Here is a 19,475-nt window from a genome sequence, read left to right on the forward strand (position 1 = left end):
CCCCATAGGGCAGCTCGGCGCGAAGCACAGATGCCGTTCCGGACCTCGACCCGGGTTTCGATGAATCTGCGGAGGTGCCGGACCGGCATCTGCACCACGTGCGGCAGCAAAGCACCGTTCAGCAGTCCGTCCGCCCCAGCTACACGAGAACAGGGCCGCGTTATCCGTGGGACACCTTCAGACGGGCCCGGCCACCGACGCTCCGTCAGCCGCCCACCAGGGCCGACGGAGGCTTAGCGCCGGTTTTCGTTCCGATGTTCCTCGTCCCCCAAAGCCCCGCCCTTCACTCGAAGGACGGGGCCGGTATGTCCAGAGCTACGACTCGTCGACAGAGCCACCCGGCAGCGTCACACGCCTACGAGCTGCCCTCCGTGCCGTCTTCAGGGCGACGCTCTCTTCCTGCATCGGGCAGCGGCACGGGCACTCCAACTCCTGTCCAATGACGAGCCGTGTGCCGTCAATCGCGACCCGTGTGGTCAGGTCGCACTCGCCGTGCGGCTTGTCAGCCTGCCCGTTCAGTAGCGCCCGGAGACACGGCACGCACGGCACTGGAATCGGTCGCGTGTCCACTAAGGCCGCCCCTTCGTTCCGCGGCTTTTGGGTTTGCGGCATGGGCACGGGCAACGCCGCCGTCCCGAGGCGAGCAACTGCCCGTCTCGGAGCATGAGCGTCGTCGAGCCAATACAAGCGTGTGGCGTGTTGACCGATCCCCCCAGCCTTTGGGCCAAACATGGAGGGCACGGCACCACAACCCGAGGCGACTCAGCCGGACAAGCTGGTGTGTGCGCCACGCCAGGGTAGGGGCCACGGGAGTTGCTTTCCCACATACGATCTTTGTAGAGCTCACCCTCACGGATCGTGTGTTGGCAGACGCCGCACCTTGGCGGAGAGCCGCCGGACTGCGTGGTCACGCTCGCTCCCGCAACGACGCGAGCGCGGCCGCCTGAGTGGCACGCAGCCTGTGCCTGATCCGTGATCCCTTTTTGCACTTCTCAAAATTCTGGCAGGCTGCACAGTCATCGAGGTGCGTCAAGAGATGGCTGTACGCCCTCTGTCCCTCTTCGCTGAGCCCGATCTTGCTGTTCGGAACCGATCCCTTCGCCTGATTCACCGTCGCCCCCCTCGCATCTGGGATCGGCCGATCTCGATGAGCGCGGCGACGGACGGCACCGGGCACAGGTCGCCCGCGATGCGAGGCCGCACCGCCCAGTACAGGCCGACCGGACCCGTGAGGTCGGAGGCGGGAACACTGAGGAACTGGCCAGAGCCCAACATCGGAGCCTCGTCGGGGTAGTTCCATCGCGCCGTCGCGCATGGCTCGACGAGCGCGTAGTACATGTGCTGCGGGTTGTTGTGGATGACCGGGCCGCAAAGCAACTCGGCCAGCGTCGCAGTGACCATCTGTAGGTCATCGGTTCCCGCACCCGCGTGCACGATCTGCGCGGACAGACACACCGCGTTGAACTTCTTTCCGAGCGGCAGCAGAGCCGCCCCGCGCTCTGTCCACTCCCGAAGAGCGTGGCGCGGTTCCTGCTGTGAGCGCGCCAACCAATCAAAAGCGGCACTCATCAGTTCCGATGAGGCGCCGATTCCCGCGCTCAGGGATCGGCCGCCCGCCATCTCGCCCATGTCGACTCCTTCTAGTCGGCCATGCCCCGAGCCGGTCACACGGCGCCGGGGTCCGACCTCCATCGAAGAACGCCACCAGTAGGGGTAGAGGAGCCTCTTAGGGGCCCGCTAGGGGCCAGTTGACGAGTAGCGTGGCAGTGAGGAGGCCCCTTGCATGGACGACCCGAAGACGGTACGCCGCGCTTTCGGCGCGTACCTTGCTGCTCTGCGCAAGAGAGCACGGCTCTCCCAATCCCAACTCGCTGCACGTCTGTGCATGGTCAGCGACACAGCCACTCTGACCCGTAACGAGATTTCCCGTTGGGAGCGGGGTGAACGGCTACCGGAGGTCTGGCTCACCACCCTGGCCACCGTGCTCGCCGTGCCCGTCACTGAACTGGAGAGGGGCGCCGCACGAGCGCGGGGAGAGGAAGAACCGCAGGACGACCACCCGGCTGCTGTCGTCCAGGAGCGGGCCGGCTGGCTACTCGCCCACGACAACGCACACGGTGGCGATCACGTGGCGGATGCGGCAATCCAGGTATGGCACTCAGAGCGCGCGAAGATCACCGGGGACGACAAGGCACACCTACGCGTCGTAGCCGAGATCGCCGAGATCGCCGGGTGGTTACTGTTCGACGCGGCCCGCTGTGAGGAGGCACGGGGCGCATGGATGGAGTCCATGCACTTTGCGCAGAGCGCAGGCGACCGGCCCATGCAGTGGTTCGCCATGGACCTGTTGGCCATGGAGGCTGTGGAGAGCGGACGCGTGGGGGAAGCGCTCGCACTTTGCGACGAGATCACCGGTCGCGGAGTGCCGCCCCGTGTGGCGCTGCTCACCGAACTCAGGCGCAGTCGTGCACTCGCCGCCGTCGGCGACCATGCGCGAGCCCGTCAGGCCATCGGCAGGGCGCGCAGCGCTCTCGACAATTCCCTACATCCCCGTGACCCGCAGTGGTCATGGTGGGTCAACGATCTTGAAGTTACGGGGCACGAAGCGGAAGTTGCATTGCTCCTGTCCGAGCCCACCCGCGCAGCGCAGCGCTTCGCCCGGACCCACGAAATGGTCGAGTCGATCAACCCCATCGGGCGCGGAGCGCTGTACTACACCACAGCTGAGCTTGACGCCCTGGTGCAACTCGGAGCCTGGCAGGAGGCGGAAGAGCCGCTCACGCGGCTGGGGCCGATCCTGCGCAACGTGACCTCATCCCGTAACCGCAAACGCCTACGAAAGGTGCTGCGATCCGTCTACCGCGACGGCCCCCCTTGGCTGATCGACGCCGCGCGCGAGGTCACGGCCGGGTGACTCAGCGTGACCGGGGGCGTCGGACCGCAGAGTGAACGCAAGGGCAACACTGCTGAACGCTGCCGAAGGGGCCCATGCCTAAGGGCATGCGCATGCCTCGCGGCGGCCCGAAGATGTAGCAGCCGCTTTAGCCGCTTTAGCCGCTTTAGCCGCTTTTCACGAAAGCCTCGGAACCCGGTGGTTCCGGGGCTTTCGTGCGTTTTGCCGCCTCCGCGGCGGTGACCCGTCGCGTTGGCCGGGCGGTGCGCGCGGTGAGACGCTGGCGGGAGGAGGCACCATGCCGAGCACGGAGAGTACGGGCAGGGCGGGCCGGGCAGACAGCACGGACCGGAAGACATCCGGTGGAGCTCAGCCGTACGTGCCTGCTCGGGGCGGGATCCCGGCGCTCCGCAAGGCGGCGGCGGACTGCCGCGGGTGCCCGTTGTACGCGGACGCCACGCAGACCGTGTTCGGCGACGGCCCCACGCACGCCCGCCTCATGCTGGTCGGGGAGCAGCCGGGCGACCAGGAGGACCGGGCCGGCGAGCCGTTCGTGGGTCCCGCCGGGCGCCTGCTGCGCTCGGCGCTTGGCGAGGCGGGGATCGAAGAGGACCAGGCGTATCTCACCAACGCGGTGAAGCACTTCAAGTTCGCGCCGGTCACCGAGGGCCGCAAACGGCGCATCCACAAGGCGCCCAGTCTCGGCGAGCTGACGGCGTGCCGCCCCTGGCTAGCGGCGGAACTGCGACGCGTGGACCCGGAGCTGGTCGTGGCGCTCGGCGCGACGGCCGGCAAGTCGCTCCTGGGCAGTTCCTTCAAGGTGACCGAGGCGCGGGGAGCGCTGCTTTCCCTGCCGACGGGTACGGAGCTGCCGCTGGCACCGCAAGACGAGGGCAGGGACGGGGACAAGGGTGAGCAGGGCGGGGGGCGCCGCTTCCTCGCCACCGTGCACCCTTCGGCCGTACTCCGTGCGAAGGACAGGGACGAGGCGTTCGCGGGCCTGGTGTCGGACCTGCGCCTGGCGTCCCGTTTCCTCGAAGACGCGGGCCGCCCAGGGTAGGCGGACGACCTCTCGGGCTAGATCCGGATCTGAATGGCGCGGCAGAGGCGGTCGTGCAGGCCACGGCCGTCACGGTCCCAGATGAGGGCCGGGATGACGAGGCACAGCAGGATGCCGCGGAGCAGGACCCAGCCGGGAGTGAGCCGGCCACCGTTTTCGGAGATGACGCGCAGCCGGAAGAGGGCCTTGCCCGGGGTGCAGCCGACCGTGGCGACGGTCAGCACGCTCATGACGAAGAAGACGCCGAGGGCCCAGTTGCCCGTCGCCTGCGCGTTACCGCCCGCGAACAGACCGTATGCGATGAGCATGCACAGGCCCCAGTCGACGGCGATGGCGCCGATACGGCGGCCGGGACGCGCGATCGACCCCGGCCCCTCCTCCGGCAGGCCGAGCTGCTGACCCCGGTACCCGAAGTCGACACCGGCTTCCTCGGCGGCCGCGCGCGGGCCGGAGAGCCACGATCCGATTGCTTGCCTCTTGTCCACCCGTCAAAGGTACTGCGCCCCTTGTTCCACGGGGGTGGGCGGGGTCGAACGTGAGACCGGATACGCCGGACACGGGGCCGAGGCGCCTCGCTGTCGCCCGCCAGCCGGTTAACTTCGACGAAACAAATGGGTCATGCTTGAGAAATCCCCCGTCCTTATGGTCGGGTCCCAGCGTGTGCCACCGCACTGGCCGCACGACGAGCTGCAACCCGAGCTGCAACCCCGTCCCGCCCCGGGCGGGAGTAGGAGGAGTTGGATGTTGTTCCAGAACGCCGACGACGCGAAGAAGTTCATCGCGGACGAGGACGTCAAGTTCATCGACGTCCGCTTCTGCGACCTGCCCGGTGTGATGCAGCACTTCACGATCCCGGCGGCGGCGTTCGACCCGGACGAGGAGCTGGCCTTCGACGGTTCGTCGATCCGTGGCTTCCAGGCCATCCACGAGTCCGACATGGCGCTGCGCGCCGACCTGTCGACGGCTCGCGTGGACCCCTTCCGCCGCGACAAGACCGTCAACATCAACTTCTTCATCCACGACCCGATCACGGGCGAGCAGTACAGCCGTGACCCGCGGAACGTGGCGAAGAAGGCGGAGGCGTACCTCGCCTCGACCGGCATCGCCGACACGGCGTACTTCGGCCCCGAGGCCGAGTTCTACGTGTTCGACAACGTCCGCTTCCAGACGTCGGCGAACGAGAGCTTCTACCACATCGACTCCGAGGCCGGCGCCTGGAACACCGGTGCGGTCGAGAACAACCGCGGCTACAAGGTCCGCTACAAGGGTGGCTACTTCCCGGCCCCGCCGGTCGACCACTTCGCGGACCTGCGCGCCGAGATCTCCCTCGAGCTGGACAAGAACGGCCTCCAGGTCGAGCGCCAGCACCACGAGGTCGGCACGGCCGGCCAGGCCGAGATCAACTACAAGTTCAACACGCTGCTCGCCGCGGCCGACGACCTGATGCTCTTCAAGTACATCGTGAAGAACGTCGCGTGGCGCAACGAGAAGACCGCGACCTTCATGCCGAAGCCGATCTTCGGCGACAACGGCTCGGGCATGCACGTCCACCAGTCGCTGTGGGCCAACGGCGACCCGCTCTTCTACGACGAGCAGGGTTACGCGGGCCTCTCGGACACCGCCCGCTACTACATCGGCGGCATCCTGAAGCACGCCCCGTCGCTGCTCGCCTTCACCAACCCGACGGTGAACTCCTACCACCGCCTGGTCCCCGGCTTCGAGGCCCCGGTCAACCTGGTCTACTCGCAGCGCAACCGCTCGGCGGCCATGCGTATCCCGATCACGGGCTCGAACCCGAAGGCCAAGCGCGTCGAGTTCCGCGCGCCGGACCCGTCCTCGAACCCGTACCTCGCCTTCTCCGCCCTCCTCCTCGCGGGCCTCGACGGCGTCAAGAACAAGATCGAGCCGGCCGAGCCGATCGACAAGGACCTCTACGAGCTCGCCCCCGAGGAGCACGCGGGCGTCCCCCAGGTCCCGACCTCCCTCCCCGCGGTCCTCGACGCCCTCGAGGCGGACAACGAGTACCTCCAGGCGGGCGGCGTCTTCACGTCCGACCTGATCGAGACGTGGATCGACTACAAGCGCACGAACGAGATCGCTCCGATCCAGCTGCGGCCGCACCCGCACGAGTTCGAGCTGTACTTCGACATTTAAAGATCAGGTCCGGGCGGCCTGGGTGATCGCGAGTATCCGCTTCTGAACTGGGGAAACGCTTCTCAGCGTTTCCATCGGTTCCGGTTGATTCCCGCTCTCTTGTGCAATCCCTGCGCAAGGCGATCACCGCAAGCTGACTGCCCGTCAGGCACCGAGGAGACCCCCTCCTGAACAAGGCGGGGGTCTCTTCGTCATTATCCGCCTCATGTGGGCGCACTGGTACGTGATCGCCCTCGCCGCGATCGCCGTCGTCTCGCTGGTCGTGTACGCACGCGACTGACCGCTGCTACGGGGGACGTCGGGGGTTCGACCCGCCGCCGCCCGCTCTAGGGCCTGTCTGACAAATGATTACCCCGTGGACTCGCGGAGCCAGAGGATCAAGGAAGCCAGGACAACTCCGGCACGGTAGCGGTCGCCGAGCTTGTCGAACCGGGTCGCGATCGCGCGGAACTGCTTGAGGCGGGCGAAGCATCGTTCGACGACGTTGCGGTCGCGGTAGGTGACCTTGTCGAAGGCCGGCGGCCGGCCGCCGAGGGCCCCGCGTCGGTGGCGGTTCGCCGCCTGGTCGCGGCGCTCGGGGATCGTGGCAGCGATGCCCCGGCGCCTCAGCAGATGGCGGATGGCCCTGCTGGAATACGCCTTGTCACCCAGCACACGGTCCGGTGTCGTGCGCGGGCGGCCCGTGCCGAGGCGCGGGGTGCGGATGCCGTCGAGGACCTGGCCGAACGCCGTCGCGTCCTTGACGTTGCCGGGCGTGAGCACAATCGACAGGGGCAGGCCCCGGCCATCGACGGCGAGATGGACTTTGGTGGTCAGTCCGCCTCGGGAGCGGCCGAGGGCCTGGCGCGCCTGCGAGCGGCCCGGATCTTCCAGTTCGTCCCCGTTCACATCCCCTTTTTGCGGGCGCCGACTGCGTGCTGGTGGGCTCGGTTGATGGTGGAGTCGACGGAGACGGTCCATTCCACCCGGCCCACCGCGTCATCGCGGACCTGAACGTGCTCCAGCAACCGTGCCCAGGTGCCGTCCGCCTCCCAGCGGGCGAACCGCTCGTAGACGGTCTGCCACGGCCCGAACCGGTCGGGAAGATCCCGCCACGGAGCCCCGGTCCGCAGCCGCCACAGCACCCCGTTGACCACCTGCCGGTGATCACGCCACGGACGGCCCCGTCCGTCCACCTGAGGCAAAAGGGGCTCTATCCGCCTCCATGCCGCATCCGTCAACTCACCTCGACCTGACACGAGATCAATTATCAGACCGGCTATAGAGTCCTGCCCGTGGCGAATCATCAGGACGAGACCAGGACGGCCTACGACGGTGTCGTCGAGCTGTACGCATCGCTGTTCGCAAACCGGCTGGAAACACAGCCTTTCTCCCGGGCGATGATCGGCACCTTCGCCGAACTGGTGCGCGCGACGGGCAACCTGCGGACAGCGGACGTCGGGTGCGGGCCCGGACATCTGACAGCCATGCTGCACGAACTCGGCCTGGACGCCTTCGGACTAGACCTTGCCCCCGGCATGGTCAACCACGCCCGGCAGGCCCATCCGGCGCTGCGCTTCCAAGAGGCGCGGATGGAATCCCTGCCGATCGAGGACGCCGCGCTCGGCGGCGTACTGGCCCACTACTCAATGATTCACACCCCTCCGGGGGAACTACCGGAGCTGCTCGCCGAACAGGTACGCGTCCTGGCACCGGACGGTCTGCTCCTGGTCTCCTTCTTCGGGACCGACGGACAAGAACCGGTCCGGTTCGACCACAAGGTGGCGCCCGCCTACAGCTGGCCGGTGGATCGCCTCGCCGAACTGCTGGGCGATGCTGGGCTCGATCCCTTCTCCCGGCTGCTCCACGATCCATCCTCTGATCGGGGCTTCCTCGACGCCCATCTACTGGCCCGCCGTTCGTAGCCACTGCCCAGTCCCCCCAGCCGATCGGCGCACCTCCGGATTGCCAGCTCAGCCGAATCTCGCTGATCAGACCGGAATTATCAGACACCCCCTAGGGGGCGGCCACCTCTCCCATGTACCGGACGCTGCCATCCGAGTCCTCGGGGTGCTCGCTGAGCGGCATGAGGCTCGCTCGTCGCCTCACCGCACTCGCGCGTCATGACGTTGGCTCGCGAGGGATCTTCGGCTTTCCGCCGTGGCGGCAGCCGTGAGCGCAGCGGCGCACGAAGATGGGTGGCTCCACGAGCGACCGCTTGCCGGGGGCGTAGACCTTGACGCCGTCGCCGGGACACAGCCCGCATTCCCCGAGCTGGCACTCGGGGGAAAGATCTTCGAGCTTGACCACGGCGGTTCTCATGGCGCCTGCCTCTGCGTCGCGAGGCTCGTCTCCGCAACGCTCACGCGAAGGACCTCGTCTTCGCACGCGGGCCTGACGAACTCCGGGGAGGCGTCCCACTCGCGTCCGCCGCCGGGAGCACGGAGCTGGAAGTAAGGGCCTTCGCTGCCCATGATCCGAGCGAGCCGGTTCCGCGCGGTGTCGACGACCAGATCGCCGGCGGCGGGTTTCTCAGAGCGCCCGGGCACCGTTCCGCCTGTGCTGGGGGTGCGGTTACTGTCGACCATGTCGCCTGCTTTCTCAGGTGGCCGCGCCCGGGGACCGTTCGCGCGGTCGCCCGGGTCTTCCTATGAAGACCCTTACGGCGGATACATGCCCCTCCCATCCCATGGCCCTATAGGACCGCCCTATATTCGACAGATGGAGCAAGACAGCCTCGATCTGTGGTCGCACCCGCAGTTGCTCGCGGCGCTCGCCAGCCAGGATTGGGGGGCCGTCTTCCGTACGTACCGGAAGCTCACCGGCCTCAGTCAGACGAAGGTCGGGGAACTCGTCGGCCTCGCACAGTCCGACGTCTCCGACATCGAGCGCGGGGACCGGCGGGTGACCTCCAGCGAGGTGCAGGCGCGCATCGTCGCGGGCTTGAGAGCGCCCGAACGGCAGGACAGTGCGGCGCACCACAGCACCGTCCCCGTGGCTGGCCTCGCCCTCCCCGGACCCGGTCCGGACGACGACCTGTTGGTCCGGGTCGCGAGCGTGGTCGACTCACATCACCGCGTGGACGCCCCGACCCTCGACTGGCTCGACCACCTTCTTGCCGAGCACCGCCGTGCCGAGGACGTGATCGGCTCGCGCCCCCTCGTGGACGTGATGCGCCAGCAGCTCCGCACGGTCGTCGGCATGTACAGCAGCGCCCGCGGTCCGCTGGCCGATCGCGTCGTACGGCTGGCCTCCGAGCACGCGCAGTTCCTCGCGTGGATGGCGCAGGACCAGGACCAGACCGCCGCCGCCCTGGCCTGGTACGACCGTTCCCACGAGTGGGCGTTGGAGGCCGGGGACCCCGACATGGCCGCCACAACGCTCAACATGAAGGCTCACCAGGCGTGGAGCAAGGGACGCGCCACCCGGTGCGTCCGCCTCGCCGAAGCGTCCCGCTGGTCGGCCCCCGGCACGTCCCTCGGGGTGCAGGGCATGGCTACGCAGATGGCAGCCCGAGGGCATGCGCTGAACGGCGAAGCCGACGACGCCCACCGCCTTCTGGACGAAGCGCAGGGAATCATGGGCCGCGCCGCCGAACACCCTGAGAACGAGCCTCCGTGGATGTATTTCTACGACGAGAACTGGTTCAGGTTGCAGCGCGGCATGGCGACCTTGCACCTGCGGGACTACCGGACAGCCGTGGATCAGCTCACGTTTGGGCTCTCCGGGATGCCGGATAAGTACCGACGCGACAAGACGTGGTTCCGCGCCTGCCTCGCGCACGCGCACGCGGGTGCCGGGGACACTGCCCAGGCCCTCACCGTCGCCACGGCCATCGTCCCGGACGCCGCGGCCGTCGGGCGCCCCCATGCGTGGAACCAGTTGCACACCGTGGCGGCCGTCCTCATGCGACGGTCTCCCGCCAAGGGGCGCCGGCTGGTCGCAGCCCTACGGGAACTCGATTGATCACACGGTCGATGGATCGTTCGCAATACGCAACCGCGCGAGCGGTAGCCGCTCAAGGTGAGGGGCTTCGCCGTGTCGCATGGCATACCTGCCGCACAGCGTCCCCGCCCCCGTTCCCCCAGGGGGCGGGGACGCTGTTCTGTGGCGCGGCCACCGCCGGCAGTCGGCGGTCGGCGATGGCCGCGCGACGCGGGAACAAGGGGCTCCCCTCCACACGTGCCCCCGCGCCGTGGTCCTCCCTGTCGGAGCGTGCGGGAGTCGCTCCGGGGTGGGAGGACGGGATGCCGGGCCCTCTGCGTCCGCTGCAAGGATGAGAGGGTTCCGGCCGACTTGGGCCGTCCTGTCCTGCAAGCGGCCCAGGGTCTGGGAGCCGAGAAAGACGGGGGCACAGTCCCCGTACGGGTGTGCTGGTCCCTGCCTTTGCTACATACCGTAGGCGGGCCCGGCGCCCGCCGATAGGGCACGGGGCGGCCGAGCGCAGCGGGGGCGGCGCACTGAGGCACGTCCGCGCACGGATTACCCGCTACTTCCGGCCAGGGCTTTACGACGTCGCCCGGGTCGTCTCGGTGCGCAGGCCCGACAGGAGACGGTCGAGGGCCTGCTCGCCCGCTTGCGGGTCGCCGCCTCGGGCGATCCAGAGCGCGGCCTCGTTCATCGCCCCGGAGAGCAGGCGGGACAGGGGTTCCACCGGCTGGTCCGGGATGAGTCCCGCTGCGGCGAGTGCCGCCAGGGCTTCTGTCAGGTGGCGGGCCGAGGACTCCTCGTCCAGGGTTCGCCACTCGTCCCAGCCCAGTACCGCCGGTGCGTCGACCAGCAGGATCTGCCGTACCGCCGGGTCCGTTCCCGCGGCGAGGAACGCCCGGCAGCCGGCCCGGAGTTGCTCCCACAGGTCCTCGTGGCGTTCGGCCGCCGTCGCCACCCGCTCGCCGAGCTCCCGCTGGACCTCGGAGACGACGGCCCTGAAGAGGCCCGCCTTGCTGTCGAAGTGGTGGTAGGCCGCCCCCTTGGTCACCCCGGCGCCCTGCGCCACTTCGGCCAGCACCACGTGGTGGTATCCGTCCGCGGCGAACCGGCGCCGCCCTTCGGCAAGCAGCGCCTGCCGTGTCGCCGCCCGCTGCTCCGCCCGGCTGACCGCCATCGCGCACCGCCCTTTCCATTTCGCGTACCGAGGGTATGCTAACGCCCCTCACACTTCGCATACCCCGGGTATGTGAAGCAACTGGACTGGAGGTCCCTTGTCATGACGGACGAACTCACGGGCGCGGCCGCTGCCACCGCCACCGCCGCCCTCACCGGCTTCTATCCCGTGCTCGCCACCCGCGACATCGCCGCCGCCCGCGACTTCTACACCCGTCACCTCCGGTTCGAAGTGACCTTCGAGGCGGACTGGTACGTCAGCCTTCGGCGTCCCGATGCCCCGCAGTACGAGCTGGCCCTCCTGGAGCACGGTCACCCGACCGTCCCGGAGGGTCACCGTGCCGCGCTCGGGGGCGGGTTGCTGTTGAACTTCGAGGTGGACGACGTGGACTCCGAACACCGGCGCCTCGTGGTGGAGGCCGGGCTGGCCGAGGTGCTTCCGCTGCGTACGGAGGAGTTCGGCCAGCGCCACTTCATCGTCGCCGCGCCCGACGGCGTGCTGATCGACGTCATCACCGTCGTACCGCCCAGCGAGGAGTTCGCCGCTCAGTACGCCGGTGCCTGAAGAGGACGCGTTCAGGGGGAATCGAGCGGGACCGGGCGGTAGTGCGTCGTCAGGCGGTTCGTGGCGTCCAGGACGTGGAAGGCGACCGCCGGGGGCAGGTCGCGGTGGACGTGGTGGGCGGGGTGGGACTGGGCCTCCCAGGGGAGGCGCAGCGTGGAGACCACGCCCGGGGCCACCAGGAGGGGGCGGTTCGCGAACGTCGCCGCCGCGGGCGTGTGGGCGTGGCCCGCCAGGAAGGCGGTGACGTTGGGGTGGCGTGACGTCAGGGCGGCCAGGCGGTGCTCGTCGAGCTGGCGGATGCCGTCCACGTAGGGCGTGTTGAGTGGGATCGGTGGGTGGTGGAAGCCGATCAGGACGGGGCGTTCGGGCGGGGTGTCGGTGAGGAGGGCGGACAGCCAGTCCAGGGTCTCGTCCTCGAGGCGGCCGTGGTCCTCGCCGGGGACCGAGGTGTCGCACAGGGCCAGGGTGAAGCGGTCCGTGATGTGTGCGGTGTTGACCGGGGCCGTGCTCGCGGGCTCGCCCAGCAGGTGTTCGCGGTACGCGCGGCGCTCGTCGTGATTGCCGGGGCAGGTCAGCAGGGGGTGCCGGGTGGACAGGAGCTTGCGGGCCGCCTCGTACTCGGACGGGGTCGCGTGGTCGGCGATGTCGCCGGTGGCGATGACGGCGTCGAGGTCGTACGGGAGGTCGTTCAAGTACGTCATGACCGCCCGGGTACGGGCGATGCTGCGTCCGCCGTCCTCTTCGCGGGTGTCGATGTGGGTGTCGCTCAGGTGCGCGATCACCGATATCGGTGCTGTCGTCGGCACGGCCGGTGTCTCTGGCATCGCTGCGGGCCTTCCTTCTCGCGGTTCCTCAAGGGCCACTTGGCACCCTTCGGTGAACCTATGGGCGCCGGTGGAGCCGTGTTAAGGGCCATTCGTACGCCTCTGGCCTGGGCGCCGCCCCCGCCCCCGCCCCTCAGCCCCGCAGAAACCGCACCGAAGGCCGCCCGCCCTCCGGCCCGCTCCCGGAGTCGTCGTCCTCCCCCGGCGTCACCACCGCCCGCACCCCGTACACCTCCGCGATCAGCTTCTCCGTGATGACCTCCGCCGGGGTGCCCGCCGCGTACGCCATGCCCTCCTTGAGGACCAGCAGGTGGTCGCAGAACATGGCCGCCAGGTTGAGGTCGTGCAGCGCGATCACGCTGGTCACGGGGAGCTCCGCCACGAGGGACAGCAGGTCCAGCTGGTGCTGGATGTCGAGGTGGTTGGTGGGCTCGTCGAGGAGGAGTTCGCGGGGTTCCTGCGCGAGGGCGCGGGCGATCTGGACGCGCTGGCGCTCGCCGCCGGAGAGCGTGTGCCAGGCCTGGGCGGCGCGTTCGGTGAGCCCGGTGCGGGCGAGGGCCTCGCGTACGGCCCGCTCGTCGTGGGGCGTGGGGGTCGACCACGCGCGGCGGTGCGGGATACGGCCCAGACGTACGACATCCCGTACGGTCAACTCGACCTGCGTGGACGCGTGTTGCTCGACCACGGCGATCCGGCGCGCCACCTCGCGGCGGCCCGTGTCGGGCAGCGGGCGGCCGTCCAGGGTGACCACTCCGGAGGCGGGGGCGAGGACGCCCGCGAGGAGGCGCAGGAGCGTGGACTTGCCGGACCCGTTGGGGCCGAGGAGTCCCACCATGGCGCCGTCGGGCGGGGCGAGGCTGACGCCGTCGACGACGAGGCGTCCGCCCGCCTCCCGGCAGACGCGGTCGGCGCGGAGGCCCGTGGCACCGGCATCGGTACCGGCACCGGGAAGGAGCACGTCGTACGTCATGACGTCCTCCGCGTCCGGTACAGCACCGCCACGAACGCCGGTACGCCGATGAGTGAGGTCACCACGCCGACCGGGACCTCCTGGGGGTCCAGGGCCGTGCGGGCCAGCGTGTCCACCCAGACCAGGAAGACCGCGCCGGCGAGCGCCGTGACCGGGAGCAGCCGGGCGTGGCCGGAGCCGACGACCGCGCGGGCCGCGTGCGGCAGGACGAGGCCGACGAAGCCGATGGCGCCCGCCGAGCTGACCAGGGCCGCGGTGAGCAGAGCGGTCGTGCAGAGCAGGACGAGCCGCGTGCGGGCCACCCGGACACCCAGCGCCGCCGCGGCCTCCGGGCCGAACGCGAAGGCGTCGAGCGTGCGGGCGTGGCCGAGGCAGACGGCGAGCGCCACCGCGAGCACGGCCCCGCACAGCCAGACGTCCGTCCAGCCGATCCCGCTGAGCGAGCCGAGGAGCCAGAAGAGGATGCCGCGGGTGGTCTCCGCGTCGCCCGCCGTGAGGACGACGAACGACGTGAGCGCGGAGAACAGCTGCATGGCCGCCACGCCGGACAGCACGACGCGGTCCGTCGTGTCGCCCAGCGTGTGGCTGAGGAGCAGGACCAGCGCGAAGGAGCAGAGCGCGCCCGCGAAGGCGCCCGCGGAGACCGACACCACTCCCCCGCCGACGCCGAGGACGACGACCGCGACCGCTCCCGTGGACGCCCCGGACGAGACCCCGAGCACGAACGGGTCGGCGAGGGGGTTGCGGAGCAGGGACTGCATGACCGCCCCGCAGACCGCGAGGCCCGCGCCGCACACCGCGGCGAGCAGGGTGCGCGGCATCCGCAGGTTCCAGACGATGCCGTCCCTGATCGGGGTGAGCGGGCTGTCGCCCCAGCCGAGGTGGGCGGCGACCGTCGCCCATACGTCCGGCACGGAGATGTCCGCCGGGCCGATGGTGACGGCCACGGAGACGGACAGGACGAGCGCGGCGGCTCCGGCCAGCCACAGCAGCCCGTGCCGCACCCCCTTCCAGACGGGGGTGGGCGCTGGGGCGAGTACGGGTGCCGCCTCCGTCACTTGACGAGCCCGAACTTCCGCAGCCCTGCCGCGACCTGCTCGATGCCGTCGACCGTGCGGATCGTGGGGTTCATGGCCTGGCCGCTGAGCAGCACGTACCGCTTCTTCTTCACGGCGGTCAGGTTCTTGGTCGCCGGGTTGGTCTCCAGGAACTTGATCTTCGCGGCCGCGCTCTCGGCCGACTGCGACTTGCGGGTGAGGTCGCCGATGACGAGGACGTCGGGGTCGCGGTCGGCGACGGTCTCCCAGTTGATCTGGGGCCATTCCTCACGCGTGTCGTCGAAGACGTTCTTCGCGCCGAGCTCGCGGGTGATGATGCCGGGCGCGCCGCAGCAGCCCGCCATGTACGGGGCGTCGGAGTTGGCGAACCAGTACAGGAGCGTGGTGTCGGAGGCGGCGGCCTTGTCGATGTCCCGCGTCGCCTTCGTGACGCGGCGCTTCAGGTCGGCGATCAGTTTCTCGCCGCGCTTCTCGACGTGGAACACCTTCGCCAGGTCGCGCACCTCGCCGTAGACGGTGTCCATGGTGAGGGTCTTGAGGCGTTTGCCGTCGCCGGCGCCGTCGTTGTCCTTGCCCGCGCAGTCGGTGGGCGAGACGTAGACGGGGACCCCGAGTTCAGTGAACTTCGCGCGGTCGGCGACGCCGCCCTTGCCGACCGTGTAGAGGAAGGAGGCGCTGACGAAGTCCGGCTCCTTGGCGAGGACCTTCTCCAGCGACGGGTAGCGGTCGGCGAGCCGCTCCACCTTCGCGTTGGCCTTCTCCAGGCTCTTCGGGACCGGGTCGGTCCAGGTGCCGGTGCCCGCCATGCGGTCGGCGAGGCCGAGGGTGAGGAGGATCTCCGTGGAACCCTGGTCGAGGGAGACGGCCCGCTGCGGCGGCGCGTCGACCTTCGCGTCCTTGCCGCAGGCGGTGACCGTGACGGGGTAGCCGTCGGCCTTCCCGCCCCCGGACTTCCGTGCGGAGCCGGAGCCGTCGCCGCACGCGGTGAGTGCGAGCACGCAGGTGCAGAGCAGGGCGGATATACGGGCTGTCGAGGACACGCGATCCCTTGGGTGTCACGGCTCATACGCGGAGCCTGGCCTGCGTCACGACCTCCGTCGCCCGGTGTGCGAGCGGAGGCGCCAGCAGGTCTTCGGACTCGGGATCGGCCGGGCGGGGCGCCTTCCCGGGCGTCCGGAGACACCCAGTGGCCGTGGCCCCGCCCGTCCCCCTCACCGCTGCGCGTCAGTTCCGGATTCGCACCGGATTCCCTGGCCCAGGTGTGGGTTTGACTGGCTTGCGCAAGTTATCACGCGTCTTCAAGGGGCCGGTCCGGGCCTCGGCCCGGTCCGGTCCTCAGCCCGCTCCGGGCCTCGGCTCGCCGCGGTAGGTCCCGAAGGACCAGCGGTTTCCCTCGGGGTCCGCGATGCCGAACTCGCGGCTGCCGTACGGCTTGTCCTCGATCTCACGGGTGATCTTCACGCCGGCCTCGGTGAGGCGGGCGTACAGGGCGTCCACGTGGTCGGTGACGACGTAGGCGCCGGACGTGCCCGGCTCTCCGCAGGCCTCGGCGGCCGACTCGGGGTCGTACGAGCCGAGCATGATGCCGCCGCCCTCGGGCCAGTCGAGCTGGGCGTGGGCGACGCGGCCGCCGTCCTCGTAGACGGCGGTGCGCAGGAAGCCGACGGTGCCGACGAGGAAGTCGATCAGCGCGGGGGCGTCCTGGGCCTGGAGGGCCGGCCAGATGGCGGGGGCGGGTGTCATCTCGAGTGTCGTGTCGGGGGTGGTTTCAGGTGTGGTGTTCATGTCTTCCACTCTTCGCCTCCGCCGTGCGCCCCGGCTTGGATATTCCGGCGCTCTTCGGCCAGCCAGCCGGTGGGGCTCGCCTCCGTGTACTGCCGGAAGTCGCGGACGAGGTGCGAGTGGTCGTAGTAGCCGGTGTCGGCGGCGACCCGGGCGAGGTCCGGCGGACCGCCCGCCGCGACGGAGCGGACCACGGCGTCCTTGGCGTGCTGGAAACGCATCAGGCGGGCGGCCTGTTTGGGGCTGAGCCCGGTCTCCGCGCGGAACAGCGCGGTCAGCCGGCGCTCGCTGAGCGCGACGTGCCGGGACAGGCCGCCGAGGGTGCCCGCGCCCCCGTGCCGGGCCAGCCACGCCCAGGCCTCGGCGACCTCCGGGCGTACGGATCCGGTGGCGCGGTCCGCGGCCGCGCGCCGCCGCAGGTACTCCGACAGGAGGGCGAAGCGGTCCTCCCAGCGGTCGAGGCCGCACAGGCGCTCGCGGATCTCGGCGGCCCGGTCGCCGAGGACGTCGGTGCCGCCGACAACGAGCTGTCCGGCAAGGGCGGCGGCGGGCAGGCCGAGGAGCGGGCGGGCCGCGAGGGGGTGCACGGCGAGCTGGATGCCCGCCTCGTGCTCGGGCTGGACGACGTACGCGGGGCTCTGGTGCAGGCCGCCCACGACGATGTCGGTGCGGGCGGCGTCCGGCCCGGTGGCCTGGTCCGGGGTGCCGCCGGTGGCGATGGGCCCGTCCAGCGAGAAGATCACGGTGAGATACGGGGACGGCAGGCCCCGGTGCAGGGCGGGCCGCTGTCCCGCGGTGCGGTAGCCGACCGCGGAGACGACCATGCCGTCGAGCCGCGGAGCGGCCCTGACGAACTCACGGGAGCCCATGGGTCCAGTATGCGGGGCGGGCCCCGGACGGTCGCACGGTCCCGGACGCCGCGTGGTCCCGGACGCCGCAGGGCCCCCTACCGCTACCCGCCGCCCCCTCCCCCACACCCCCCGCCCCCGGTGACTTCGATCATGGGAAATGAGCGTCCTGGCCCATAGCATTGCGCGCCGCTCCGGACGGGGCCGCGCATCGCTTTCAGGGAACGGCAGGGACGTAGAGACATGGCAGTACGGGCAAAGGGCAAGCTGGCCGTCATCGGTACCACGGGGGCGCTGGCCGCCGCCGTTCTCGCGGGCAGCGCGCTGTGGCCGACGAGCGAGGCGACCGCCGCCGACACCTCGGCGGCCACCGCCCGCGAGCTGTCGCACTGGCCGAAGCCCGTCGCGAAGCAGCTCGGCAAGGTCATCGCCGAGAACGGCCACAAGGGCGCGTACGCCGTGTTCGACGCGGACAACACGACGTACCGCAACGACCTCGAAGAGTCGCTGCTCCCCTTCCTGGAGATGAAGGGCGTCCTCACCCGCAAGACCATGGATCCGTCCCTGAAGCTCAGCCCCTTCAAGGACAAGGCCGGTCACAAGGAGAGCCTCTACAGCTACTACAACCGGCTCTGCGAGGTCGACGACCAGGTCTGCTACCCCTGGGCCGCGCAGATCTTCTCCGGCTTCACGCTGAAGGAGCTCAAGGGGTACGTCGACGAGCTGCTCGCGTACAAGAAGCCGATCCCCGCCGAGTACTACGAGGACGGCAAGCTCACCAAGACCGAGGTGAAGCCGCCGGAGTTCTCGCGCGGCATGCGGCAGCTCTACAAGACGCTGCGCGCGCACGGCATCGAGGTGTACGTGGTCAGCGCGGCCAGCGAGGACCTGGTGCGCATGGTGCTTGCCGACCCGAAGTACGGCTACGGCGTGAAGCCGCAGAACGTCATCGGGGTGTCCATGCAGCTGAAGGACCGCAAGACCGGCGAGGTCACCACGTCCCGCAAGGAGATCGCCGAGGGCCGCTTCGGCGAGAAGGACCGCGCGAAGCTGGCGAAGCGCGAGCTGACGCCGAACCTGTGGGCGCCGCTGACCTGGTACGAGGGCAAGCCCGCGGCGATCAACACGTACATCGACGAGTGGAAGAAGCCGATCCTCGCGGCCGGGGACACGCCGGTCAGCGACGGGCCGATGCTGTTCCACTCCGCCGACGTGGAGCACGGCGGTGTGCGCGTCTGGGTCAACCGCAAGGACTCGTACATGAAGCAGCTCGACGGGATGAAGAAGAAGAACGCCGAGCGGCAGCGCGAGCTGGGGCAGAAGGTGACCGCCGACAAGCGGTGGCTGACGGTCACGCCGGACCAGATCGGCTGACGGCCCATGATGGGGGGCATGTTCTCCTTCGCCTGTGACGGCGAGACGCTGAGCTGCGCCGAGGCGCTGCCCGACGTCTCGCCCGACGTCTCGCCCGATGCCGAGGCCGTGCGGGGCCCCGCCACCACCGTCGTCCTCCTGCACGGCGCGGGCAGCGGGGACAAGGCGCGGCTGGCCGGTCTCCAGGCCGACTTCGCGGCGCGCGGCTGCCGGGCCCTCGCGCTGGACTTCTCCGGGCACGGCGAAAGCACGGGCGCGCTGCGGGAGTTGAGTCTGCGGCGGCGGTGTGCGCAGGCCGCCGCGGTGATCGAGGGGCGGGTGCCCGCCTCCGACAGCCTGGTGTTCGTCGGCTTCAGCATGAGCGGGCAGACCGTGGCGGACCTGGTGGCGCACTTCGGCGCGCGGGTCACGGGCGTCGGTCTGTGCGCGCCCGCCGTGTACACGCCGGAGGCCTGGCCGCTGCCCTTCGGTGACGGTGACGGCCGCTTCACCGAGATCATCCGTACGCCGGGCCGGTGGCGGGAGTCCGCCGCGCTCGATGTCTACCGGGGCTTCGGCGGGCGCGCGGTGCTCGTCGTGCCCGGCACCGACGCGGTGATCCCGGCCGAGGTCACGGCGGCCGTCGGCGCGGCGCTCGCCACCCGGGCCCGGTTCACGCGGCTCGAACTGCCGGACGCCGACCACGCATTGGGCGCCTGGCTGCGGGACCACGCGGAGGACCGGCGGCGGCTGGTGGACGCGCTGCTCGGCTGATCCGGGCCACGTCCGGCGCTAGGGCGTGTCTTTTGGATCGGTCCGGTCAGCCCGCGGCGTCTGGTGCGGTGCATCGCAAGGCGGAGCATCGCCCGCGGACCGGGTGTCCGTG

At 70.1% G+C, this 19,475-nt stretch carries 17 protein-coding genes, 1 pseudogene and 1 riboswitch; of the genes and pseudogenes, 8 read left to right on the forward strand and 10 right to left on the reverse strand.

What is annotated here, in order from left to right; all coding sequences use genetic code 11:
• Positions 1–1,107: 1,107 nt before the first annotated feature.
• Positions 1,108–1,629, reverse strand: a complete 522-nt coding sequence (locus ACI2L3_RS19965; RefSeq protein WP_404753664.1) for a hypothetical protein — start codon at positions 1,627–1,629, stop codon at positions 1,108–1,110.
• 154 nt (positions 1,630–1,783) lie between these two features.
• Here ACI2L3_RS19965 and ACI2L3_RS19970 point away from each other — a divergent pair, with 154 nt between their 5' ends.
• Together ACI2L3_RS19970 and ACI2L3_RS19975 are read left to right on the forward strand one after the other, a co-directional pair.
• Entirely contained in the window at positions 1,784–2,914 is a 1,131-nt protein-coding gene (locus tag ACI2L3_RS19970; protein WP_404753665.1) for a helix-turn-helix domain-containing protein, read from the forward strand.
• A 277-nt stretch (positions 2,915–3,191) separates the two neighbouring features.
• Complete coding sequence (locus ACI2L3_RS19975) at positions 3,192–3,953, forward strand: UdgX family uracil-DNA binding protein (RefSeq protein WP_404753666.1); 762 nt, start codon at positions 3,192–3,194, stop codon at positions 3,951–3,953.
• Between the two features lie 17 nt (positions 3,954–3,970).
• On the opposite strand, the gene ACI2L3_RS19980 is transcribed toward ACI2L3_RS19975, so the two are convergent.
• On the reverse strand, positions 3,971–4,438 hold the full coding sequence (locus tag ACI2L3_RS19980) for an RDD family protein (RefSeq protein WP_404753667.1): 468 nt from the start codon (positions 4,436–4,438) through the stop codon (positions 3,971–3,973).
• A gap of 259 nt (positions 4,439–4,697) precedes the next feature.
• Between ACI2L3_RS19980 and glnA the strand changes: the two genes are divergently transcribed.
• Entirely contained in the window at positions 4,698–6,107 is a 1,410-nt protein-coding gene (gene glnA, locus ACI2L3_RS19985; protein WP_362997793.1) for a type I glutamate--ammonia ligase, read from the forward strand.
• A gap of 326 nt (positions 6,108–6,433) precedes the next feature.
• Here the strand turns inward: glnA and ACI2L3_RS19990 are convergent.
• Positions 6,434–7,345 (reverse strand): annotated as a pseudogene (locus tag ACI2L3_RS19990) (IS5 family transposase).
• A 36-nt stretch (positions 7,346–7,381) separates the two neighbouring features.
• Between ACI2L3_RS19990 and ACI2L3_RS19995 the strand changes: the two are divergent.
• Positions 7,382–8,011, forward strand: coding sequence for a class I SAM-dependent methyltransferase (locus ACI2L3_RS19995; RefSeq protein WP_020272108.1), 630 nt, complete (start codon positions 7,382–7,384; stop codon positions 8,009–8,011).
• Positions 8,012–8,807: 796 nt separating this feature from the next.
• The gene (locus tag ACI2L3_RS20000) at positions 8,808–10,052 is read left to right on the forward strand and encodes a helix-turn-helix domain-containing protein (RefSeq protein ID WP_404753668.1); all 1,245 of its coding nucleotides are present in this window, start codon (positions 8,808–8,810) and stop codon (positions 10,050–10,052) included.
• Positions 10,053–10,593: 541 nt separating this feature from the next.
• Here ACI2L3_RS20000 and ACI2L3_RS20005 read toward each other — a convergent pair.
• Entirely contained in the window at positions 10,594–11,190 is a 597-nt protein-coding gene (locus ACI2L3_RS20005) for a TetR/AcrR family transcriptional regulator (RefSeq protein WP_404753669.1), read from the reverse strand.
• 102 nt (positions 11,191–11,292) lie between these two features.
• Between ACI2L3_RS20005 and ACI2L3_RS20010 the strand changes: the two genes are divergently transcribed.
• Entirely contained in the window at positions 11,293–11,754 is a 462-nt protein-coding gene (locus ACI2L3_RS20010; RefSeq protein ID WP_404753670.1) for a VOC family protein, read from the forward strand.
• 11 nt (positions 11,755–11,765) lie between these two features.
• Here the strand turns inward: ACI2L3_RS20010 and ACI2L3_RS20015 are convergent, their stop codons facing one another.
• The 6 genes from ACI2L3_RS20015 to ACI2L3_RS20040 form a co-directional block, all read right to left on the reverse strand.
• Positions 11,766–12,578, reverse strand: coding sequence for a metallophosphoesterase (locus ACI2L3_RS20015; protein ID WP_404753671.1), 813 nt, complete (start codon positions 12,576–12,578; stop codon positions 11,766–11,768).
• Positions 12,579–12,711: 133 nt separating this feature from the next.
• Positions 12,712–13,548: an ABC transporter ATP-binding protein gene (locus tag ACI2L3_RS20020; protein ID WP_404753672.1), complete on the reverse strand. Its 837-nt coding sequence runs from the start codon at positions 13,546–13,548 to the stop codon at positions 12,712–12,714.
• Complete coding sequence (locus tag ACI2L3_RS20025; protein WP_404753673.1) at positions 13,545–14,606, reverse strand: FecCD family ABC transporter permease; 1,062 nt, start codon at positions 14,604–14,606, stop codon at positions 13,545–13,547. Before ACI2L3_RS20025 ends, ACI2L3_RS20020 begins: the two co-directional genes overlap by 4 nt.
• Positions 14,603–15,646 (reverse strand): ABC transporter substrate-binding protein, encoded by a 1,044-nt coding sequence (locus ACI2L3_RS20030; protein ID WP_404753674.1) that lies wholly within the window; start codon positions 15,644–15,646, stop codon positions 14,603–14,605. The genes ACI2L3_RS20025 and ACI2L3_RS20030 overlap by 4 nt, the downstream gene beginning before the upstream one ends.
• Before the next feature lie 65 nt (positions 15,647–15,711).
• A riboswitch (cobalamin riboswitch) is annotated at positions 15,712–15,897 on the reverse strand.
• Between the two features lie 44 nt (positions 15,898–15,941).
• Positions 15,942–16,391, reverse strand: coding sequence for a VOC family protein (locus ACI2L3_RS20035; protein ID WP_404753675.1), 450 nt, complete (start codon positions 16,389–16,391; stop codon positions 15,942–15,944).
• Positions 16,388–17,257 (reverse strand): helix-turn-helix domain-containing protein, encoded by an 870-nt coding sequence (locus ACI2L3_RS20040; protein ID WP_404753676.1) that lies wholly within the window; start codon positions 17,255–17,257, stop codon positions 16,388–16,390. Before ACI2L3_RS20040 ends, ACI2L3_RS20035 begins: the two co-directional genes overlap by 4 nt.
• A 222-nt stretch (positions 17,258–17,479) precedes the next feature.
• Between ACI2L3_RS20040 and ACI2L3_RS20045 the strand changes: the two genes are divergently transcribed.
• Both ACI2L3_RS20045 and ACI2L3_RS20050 read left to right on the forward strand, forming a co-directional pair.
• Positions 17,480–18,610: a haloacid dehalogenase-like hydrolase gene (locus ACI2L3_RS20045; protein ID WP_404753677.1), complete on the forward strand. Its 1,131-nt coding sequence runs from the start codon at positions 17,480–17,482 to the stop codon at positions 18,608–18,610.
• Between the two features lie 18 nt (positions 18,611–18,628).
• Positions 18,629–19,363, forward strand: a complete 735-nt coding sequence (locus ACI2L3_RS20050; RefSeq protein ID WP_404753678.1) for an alpha/beta hydrolase — start codon at positions 18,629–18,631, stop codon at positions 19,361–19,363.
• Positions 19,364–19,475: the final 112 nt, after the last annotated feature.

Source organism: Streptomyces sp. NPDC029674 (genome assembly GCF_044903205.1).
In the GTDB taxonomy this organism is placed as follows: domain Bacteria; phylum Actinomycetota; class Actinomycetes; order Streptomycetales; family Streptomycetaceae; genus Streptomyces.